This window comes from Candidatus Rokuibacteriota bacterium (genome assembly GCA_016209385.1).
In the GTDB taxonomy this organism is placed as follows: Bacteria; Methylomirabilota; Methylomirabilia; order Rokubacteriales; family CSP1-6; genus JACQWB01.
Genome location: JACQWB010000057.1, coordinates 1 through 7,795, shown reverse-complemented (window position 1 = coordinate 7,795; position 7,795 = coordinate 1). Strand labels below are relative to the sequence as shown.

Sequence of the window (7,795 nt, the reverse complement as noted above, 5' to 3'; positions counted from 1 at the left end):
GTCCGGTTCCAGGAGAAGACGGCGAAGGCCTGCGCGGAGCTGATCGCTCAGGGCATCAAGATCATCAAGACCACTGATGAGCTCAACAACCGGTTCCTCAAGGCTTACGACGAGATCGCCGCGGCGAGCGCGGCCAAGGACCCCTTCTGGGCCAAGGTGGTGGAATCCCAGACGAAGTACGCCGGGCTGCTCGTCCCCTACCGGCTCTCCTACTGGCCGCCCTACGATTTCATCGGTAAGCACTACTGGAAGGAGAAGATCTGGCTGAAGTAGGCGGCTCGGCGATAAGCCTGTCGAGTGAAGGAGGGGTTGGCGGGGAGGGCCGACCCCTCCTCTTTCTCTCGGCATGTGTGGCCGTATGCGTCGGACCGATAGCTCCCTGCCCCCTTCCCTGAGCGCAACCCGGTCCTGCTCCTCAGGAGGCAAACGGCGAGCGTGGGCTGATTGAGCGGGAGATCCACCCTGGCACCGGGAAGATTTTCGTCAGCGCTCCTCGTTGCGGCCCTGGTGGGCATCGGGGGAGCTGTCTTCGCGGCCGAGCCCCTCGTCGTCGGAGAGATCAACCCCCGCACGGGAGTACTGGCGGTGCAGGGGACAGCCGTCCACCAGGGGATTCTCCTCGCCATCGAGGAAGCCAACGCCCGAGGTGGCATCGCGGGTCGGCCGATCACCCTCCTCTCGCGCGACGACGAGGGGAAGCCGGAGCGCGCGATCGCTGCCGCCGAGGAGCTGGCGTCGCGCCATCGCGCGGTGGCCCTGATCGGCGGCTATGTGGACAGCCTGGTCGGCCCGATCGGCGAGGTGGCCGATCGCTCGAAGATCCCCTACCTGGCGACGGCGTCGCTCGACGAGCGGCTCACGGCCCGAGGCAACCGCTTCTTCTTCCGGATCTCGAGCCTCGCCTCCTACGTCAGGGTGATGACCGGGATCGTCCTCGATGTCTTTCGCGCTCAGAACGTGGCCATCCTGCACTCCGTGACCCCGGGCTCGACCCAGCTCGCCCGCCGCCAGAAGGAACTGCTGGAGCGCGCCGGGGTCCGCGTGTCGGTGTTCGAGTCGTTCACGCCGGGGCTGTCGGACTTCACGCCGCTCCTCGCGCGGGTCCGGGACCAGGGTGCCGAGATCCTGATCTCCGACACCTTCTTCGCCGACCACCTGCTGCTCGTGCGCCAGATGGCCCAGGCGGGCATCAGCGTGAAGGCGTTCCTCGGCGCCTTCGGGATGGAGTTCCCCGCCGTCATCAAGGAGCTCGGGCCGGCCAGCGAGGGGCTCTTCGGCACGACGTCGTGGCAGCCCGGGGTGAATCTCGGCGGGAGCGAGAAGGAGTCGCTGGCATTCATCGAGGCTTTCAAGCAGCGCTTCGGGCGCGAGCCGGTGCCCTTGACCATGCACGGGTACGCTGCGGCCAGAGCCCTCCTGAAGGCCCTCGAGAGCGTGGCCGCGCCGGGGAAGCCGTTCACCGGGGAGGCCCTCAGGGACGCCCTCGCGGCGGTGGACGTCGAAACGCCGCTCGGACGGGTGAAGTTTGACGCCAACGGCGATCCGCTCTTCTACGAGCGCGTGATCATCCAGATCCAGGGGGGCAGACACCTGGTGGTCTACCCGAAGGATCGGGCGAGCGCCCCTGTCCGCTACCCCGCCCGGTAGGCGCCACGCGCCGGGTCGCCCTGGCTCGCTTCAGACCTCCTCGCCTCGACGGCCCTGGCTCGCTCGGCCGCCTCCGCTGGCCCCCCCATCCCCCCGGGGCGGGGGGTAGTCTTCGCGGCCCAACCCTCTTGGGGCGCTCAGAGCGCTCCAGCGCCCTGCGCTTCGCCGCCCGCTACGGCTCGTCGGATTCGCTCGGCAGGGCATCCCCGGCGCCTGGCCGAGCAGCGCGTCACTCCAGAAGGCGGAGCAGCTCGCGGGGCGGGAGGAGGAAGAGGAGGCGGCCCGCTCCCGGCGCCGGCTTCCCCGCGAACTCGAGAGCGATCACCCCGCTCTTGGCGAGCCCGATCTTCAGCGCACCCTCGGGATGCAGGAGCGTGGCGGCGAAGCGGGAGAGATGGGGCTCGTGTCCGACGCAGACGACGGTCGAGTCGTCGGGGTAGCGCGCGAGGTGCTCGAGAAGATCGGCCACGGTGAAGCGGTCCCCCAGACACTCCACGGGCTCGATCGAACCCGTCCAGCCTAGCGCCTGAGCGGTAATCGCGGCCGTTTCCCGAGCCCGGGCGAGCGGGCTCGTCAGGAGATGGGTCGGAGTGAGCCCCATCCGCGCCAGGCCCCGCGCGATGACCTCGTGCGCGCGGCGCCCCTCCGCCGTCAGCGGGCGCAGACGATCGTCCGGATACCGCTGCGGGTCAGGATCGCCGGCGTCGGCGTGACGGATCAGGATCAGCCTCAACTTGCCTCTCCCCCGACCTTGACGCGTTCGCGGCGCGAACGATACTATCGGGGCGCGTTTTTGTCAATTCGATGGCGCGAGTTTCTAGGAACCTGTCCTCTTACTGGCTCGGTTGCCGCGCGTGGCGCCTCCGAGCGCGCACACCCAGTTCATGGGTACCCGGCCCGCGCAATTGACTCGGGCCTCGCCTCGTGGCTGTCACTTACTCGGGTCTCGCCTCGCCGCTGGCGCAGGCGATGAAGCTGCCTACGCCGAAGCGCCTCGGCTCGAACTGCCACGCCTGTGGCTCGTCGGCAGCCCCTCGGCTCGAACCACCATTCCTGCGGGAGGCCTCGGAGGGGGACACCCACGGCGTCGCCGTGGGTACCCGGGCCCCCTCCGATTGTCCTAGGTGTCGCTGACCACGCTGGTCCAGGCGCTGGTTTCGGGGGCCCTGCTCGGGTGCTTCTACACCCTGATGGCGCTGGCCTTCTCGATGATCCTGGGCGTCACGCGCTCGCTGAACCTGGCCCACGGCGAGCTGATCATCCTGGGTGGCTACGTCGGCTACTGGCTCTGGCTCGGCCTCGGCGTACACCCGCTCCTGCTCGTCCCCGTGTCCGCGGTCGCGCTCCTGCCGCTGGCCTTCGTGTGGCAGTGGCTCCTCCACCGGGTTCCAGAACCCAAGGAGCTGAACAGCCTGGTCCTGACCTTCGGGCTCTCGCTCCTCCTCCAGAACGTGATGCTGGGGCTCTGGCGCGGCGACTACCGGCTGATCGCGAGTGAGTCGCTCACCGGAAGCGTCCGCGTTGGCGGCGTGAGCGTGAACCAGGGTCGGCTCCTCGTCGCGGCCGCCGCCGTCGTGGCGGTGGGCGGGCTCTGGCTGGGGCTGACCCGCACGCGCTGGGGGCGGGCGGTGCGCGCGACGAGCCTGGACCGGGAGGCGGCCGCGCTCCTCGGGATCAACGTGGACAGCGCGGCGCGGACGACCTTCCTGCTCGCCCTCGCGCTGGCCGGCGGCGCGGGCGTCCTCTTCGCCACGCTCCACTACGTCTATCCCGCCGCCGGCGTCGAGCTGACGCTCCTGGCGATCGTTCTCACCATCTGGGCCGGCGTGGGCCGGCTCGGGAGCGTCCTCCTCGCGGGCGTCCTCCTCGGGGTCGTCGAGTCGCTCACGGTCGCGTGGACCGGGCCGAGCTGGCGTGAGCTGGTCGTGGCGCTTCTCCTCCTCGGCTCGCTGCTCGCGCGCTCCGGAGGGCTGGCGCGCGGGTGGACCCAGTGACGGCCCCCGGCGCGTGGATCGCGGGCGGGCTCGGCGTACTCCTGCTCGTCGCCGCGCCGCCCCTCACGGGCTTCCACCCCTACTACCTGTACCTGCTCTCGACGGCCTTTCTCTTCGCCACGCTCGCCGCCGCCTGGAACCTCCTCGCCTATGCCGGCCAGATCTCCTTCGGCCACGCCGCCTTCTTCGGTCTCGGCGCCTACGCGGCGGCGCTCACCTCCCTCGCCGGCCTGTCGCCGTGGGGCGCCATCGGTGTCGGCGGGCTCGTGGGGGCCCTCGGCGCTCTCGGGATCGGTCTCGCATCCGCCAGGCTGCGGGGCGCTTACCTGGCGCTCGCGACGCTCGCGTACGCCGAGGCGTGGCGGGGCGTCGCCCTCAACTGGACCGGGCTCACCGGCGGCGGCTCGGGCCTCATCGGCATCCCGCCGCTCACCGGGCTCGAGTGGCTCCCCCTGGATCTGGCCCGAGGCCGCGCGGGGGGCTACTACCTCTCCCTCGCGTTCCTGCTGGCCGTGCTCGGAAGCTTCGCCGCGGTCCTGCGCTCGCGCGTGGGTCTCGCCTTCGCCGCCGTGAGGGAGGAGGAAGAACGCGCCGGCCTGCTCGGCCTCCGGCCGCTCCCCTGGAAGCTCCTCGCCTTCGCCCTCTCGGCGCTCTTCACAGCCCTGGCCGGTGGCCTTTACGTCCACACGGTTCGGGTGGTCGAGCCCGATCTCGTGTTCAGCCGACACTTCTCGATCCTGCCGCTCGTCATGGCGACCGTCGGCGGCCTCCACAGCCTCGTCGGCCCCGTGGCCGCCGCCCTCGCCCTCTACCTCCTGAGCGAACTGGTCTTTCACCCCTACGCCCCCGCCCTCCACCAGTTTCCCTACGCCCTGGCGCTGGTCGCCGTCGTGCTCTATCTGCCCGGCGGGCTCGCGGGCCTGCTGACGAGGCGCAGACGTGCCGCTCCTTGAAGGCCGGGGCCTCTCCATGGCCTTCGGGGGCCTCCTCGCCCTCCGGGGCGTGGACGTCGCGGTGGAGGAGCACCAGCTCGTCGGTCTCCTCGGCCCCAACGGTTCCGGGAAGACGACGCTCTTCAACGTTCTCTCCGGTCTGCTGAGGCCGACGGCGGGCGAGGTCTGGTTCAGGGGGCAGCGGGTCACCGAGGCCTCGCCCTGGGACCTCGCGCGTCTCGGGATCGGCCGCACCTTCCAGATCGCCCGCCCCTTCAGCCATCTGACCGCGATGGACAACGTCCTGGTCGGCGTCACGTTCCGCTCGCAGCATCGCTACCGTCGGGCCCAGGACCGCCGGCGCGAGACCGAACGGCTCCTCGCCATCGTGGGGCTCAGCGAAAAGGCAGGATCGCGGGCCTATGAGCTCTCGCTGGGGGAGCGGAAGCGCCTCGAGCTGGCCATAGCCCTCTCCACGCGCCCCACGCTCCTCCTCCTGGACGAGCTGGCCTCGGGGCTTTCGCCCAAGGGCCGGGAGGAGGTCATCCGCTTTTATGGTCGCCTCCGCGAGCGCGGGCTCACGATCTTCGCCGTGGAGCATTCCTTCAGGGTGCTGGCCGAGGTGGCTGACCGGCTCGTGGTCCTGGACCAGGGGACGATCGTGGCCGACGGCCGGCCGGCGGCCGTCCTGGGATCCCGGCGCGTGCTCGACGCCTACCTGGGCGGGGACGACGATTAATGAACGGGCCGCTCCTCGTTGTCGACGGCGTCTACGCGGGGTACGACGACCTTCTGGTTCTCAGGAACTGCTCCCTCGAGGTCAGGCGCGGCGAGTTCGTCGCCCTCGTCGGGCCCAACGGCGCGGGGAAGTCCACCCTGCTGCGGACGATCACCGGGCTCCTGGTCCCGCGGGTCGGCACGATCGGGCTCGACGGGCAGCCGATCAACGGGCTGCCGCCCTACGAAGTCGCCGCCCGCGGCATCTCCCTGGTCCCTGAGGGACGCCGGCTCTTCGCCCCGCTGGCCGTGCGGGAAAACCTCGAGCTGGGCGCCTTCCTCCCGCGCGCGTACGCTCAACGCGAAGAGACGCTCCGCCTGATCTTCAGGATCTTCCCTATCCTGCAGGACAAGCAAAACGCCCCGGCGAGCGTCCTCTCCGGGGGGGAGCAGCAGATGCTGGCGCTGGCGCGCGCGCTCATGTCGCGGCCGCGCCTGCTCTGCCTGGATGACCCGTTCCTCGGGCTCGCGCGCCAGGTGACCACCCGCTTCTGCCAGGCGATCCGCACGATCACCTCCGAGGGGATGACGATCCTGGCTGCGGGGCAGCACGTCCGCCGGCTCCTCCGCCTGGCCCACCGCGCGTACCTGCTGGACGGCGGTCAGATCGTGCTCTCCGGATCGGGAGCCGAGCTCCTCGACGACGCTCGCCTGCGGCGGACGCTGCTCGAGCTGATCCCCGAGATCGACCCGCCCATGGGGTGAGCCGGCTCCTGCTGCTCGGCGCCGTCGTCCTCTTCGTGGCCGGCGGCCCACGCCTGGCCCGCCTGCTTGGCGCCCTCCTCCTCGCCATGGACCTCGTGGCTCCGGGAGCGCGCCCCGCGCTCAAGGCCGCGGCCGTCAGCGAGGTGAGGATCGGGTCCGGCGTCGGCTCCCTCTACCGCGCCGAGGGCCCCGGGTGCGCCGGCCTCGTCCTGGTCCACGGCCTTTCGCGCCAGGGGCAGGCCCACCCCTCCTTCCAGCGGATGGCTCGAGCCCTCGCGCGGGCTGGCTTTCTGGTGCTGGCTCCCGATTTCCCGCGCCTCCGGGCGTTCCAGCTGGCCGAGTCGGACGTGGCCCTCGTGGTGGACGCGGTGAAGCTGCTGGGGCGGGAGACGCCGGGCCCCCTCGGGATCCTCGGGTTCTCCTTCGGGGCTGGCCCCGCCGTCCTGGCTGCCGCGGATCCCGGCATCCGCGAGCGGGTGGCGCTCGTGGGAAGCTTCGGCGGCTACTGGGACCTGAGGCGCGTCATCATCTTCATCGCCACGGGCTGGTACGAGGAAGACGGCGAGTGGCGGCGCGCCCGGCCGGAGGAGTACAACCGCTGGAAGCTCCTCGCGGCGCTTACGCCGCACGTGGCGGACCCCGAAGAACGGCGCCGGCTCGAGTACCTCGCGGAACTGAAGCTCGCCGATCCGGGCGCCGACGTGGGCGCGCACACGTCGCGCCTCGGGGTCGAGGGCAGGCGGTTCCTGCAGCTGGTCGAGAGTCGGGAGCTGGAACAGGTGGCGGCGCTCATGGATGCGCTCCCGCTGGCGACCAAGGAGCGGTTCCGTCGCCTCTCCCCCGCGAGCCGCATCGGCGAGGTACGGGCCCGCCTCCTCGTCGCCCACGGCGCGGCGGACAGCTCGATCCCGTACACGGAGAGCGTCCGGCTCGCGCGCGCCGCGCCCGCCCTCGGGACGCTCGTGGTGTTCGGGGGGCTGGCCCACGTCTTTCCGTCCGAGAGCGGGTGGGCGCGGTGGCTCGGGCGTCTGGAGGACGGAGGCCGGCTGGTCGGGCTCCTCGACGACCTCCTCGCCCTCTGCCGCCGTTAGTTCCCTCGGCGCCTGCAAACGAGACGTTTGTAGGCGGTGGTTGTCAGCCGCGCCTTCCGAACTTCCTCACGTTCAGCGCCTTCCACTGTAGCAACGGCTGCTCACGCACCAATACCAGATGGGTCGAAAAGAAGTCCAAGGGCTTCACTTGAGGATGTTCTCCGCAACCACCAACATTTCGCCAGTTATGGAGGCAATTTATCAATCCACCGCCCGCGGGTCCGACATCAAAAGGTACCCATCCCCAAACGAATTCCATTGCGACTTGGTTACATGCTTGTCCGGATACAACCATTCTTCGCGTGCTGCCGCGACGTAGCGCAGTGCTTCGCTCTTGATAATAAAATTAATCTCCCGAACCTCCTGCTCACTCAGATGACGCAGCGTCTGTGACCTGCCCCCAGAATTCGGCCACTCCGGTTGAGAGTCCGGCTGGCTCGGCCCGGTTCAACGTGAGTTGCTAGGTCTCCTCGGCGGTGGCCGCCCAAAGCAGCTTACAGGCCGGCCTCCGCTCGTGATGCATTTAAGCCGAGCGGCCCAGCGCTGCCTCCGCCTGCGCCAGCCAGCGAGCGGGCACCGCCATTAGCTTCGAAGGCGGGCTCTGCGCCGTGACGTGACTCGAGGCGGTTGGTCAGAGGTAGCCATAGGT

Annotated in this window: 8 protein-coding genes; 7 read left to right on the top strand and 1 reads right to left on the bottom strand. The window is 70.2% G+C overall.

Going from position 1 to position 7,795, the window contains the following annotated elements:
• Together HY726_04115 and HY726_04110 are read left to right on the top strand one after the other, a co-directional pair.
• On the top strand, positions 1-273 hold a 273-nt coding region (locus tag HY726_04115), incomplete at its 5' end, for a hypothetical protein (protein MBI4608176.1).
• Positions 274-444: 171 nt separating this feature from the next.
• Positions 445-1,647, top strand: coding sequence for an ABC transporter substrate-binding protein (locus tag HY726_04110; protein ID MBI4608175.1), 1,203 nt, complete (start codon positions 445-447; stop codon positions 1,645-1,647).
• 229 nt (positions 1,648-1,876) lie between these two features.
• Here the strand turns inward: HY726_04110 and HY726_04105 are convergent, their stop codons facing one another.
• Positions 1,877-2,380 carry a histidine phosphatase family protein gene (locus HY726_04105; GenBank protein MBI4608174.1) on the bottom strand — a complete coding sequence of 168 codons (504 nt, stop codon included), beginning with the start codon at positions 2,378-2,380 and terminating at the stop codon, positions 1,877-1,879.
• A gap of 391 nt (positions 2,381-2,771) precedes the next feature.
• On the opposite strand from HY726_04105, the gene HY726_04100 reads away from it, so the two are divergent.
• The 5 genes from HY726_04100 to HY726_04080 are packed head-to-tail and all read left to right on the top strand — an operon-like array spanning position 2,772 to position 7,146.
• Entirely contained in the window at positions 2,772-3,641 is an 870-nt protein-coding gene (locus HY726_04100) for a branched-chain amino acid ABC transporter permease (protein ID MBI4608173.1), read from the top strand.
• Positions 3,629-4,594: a branched-chain amino acid ABC transporter permease gene (locus HY726_04095; GenBank protein ID MBI4608172.1), complete on the top strand. Its 966-nt coding sequence runs from the start codon at positions 3,629-3,631 to the stop codon at positions 4,592-4,594. Before HY726_04100 ends, HY726_04095 begins: the two co-directional genes overlap by 13 nt.
• Positions 4,581-5,312, top strand: coding sequence for an ABC transporter ATP-binding protein (locus HY726_04090; protein ID MBI4608171.1), 732 nt, complete (start codon positions 4,581-4,583; stop codon positions 5,310-5,312). Before HY726_04095 ends, HY726_04090 begins: the two co-directional genes overlap by 14 nt.
• Entirely contained in the window at positions 5,312-6,055 is a 744-nt protein-coding gene (locus tag HY726_04085; protein ID MBI4608170.1) for an ABC transporter ATP-binding protein, read from the top strand. Before HY726_04090 ends, HY726_04085 begins: the two co-directional genes overlap by 1 nt.
• Positions 6,052-7,146, top strand: a complete 1,095-nt coding sequence (locus HY726_04080) for a hypothetical protein (GenBank protein ID MBI4608169.1) — start codon at positions 6,052-6,054, stop codon at positions 7,144-7,146. Before HY726_04085 ends, HY726_04080 begins: the two co-directional genes overlap by 4 nt.
• The last annotated feature ends 649 nt before the right edge of the window (positions 7,147-7,795 follow it).

Bases quoted from the DNA above. Each gene is read 5' to 3' on its own strand.
- HY726_04085 (MBI4608170.1), top strand. From the start codon at position 5,312: ATGAACGGGCCGCTCCTCGTTGTCGACGGCGTCTACGCGGGGTACGAC.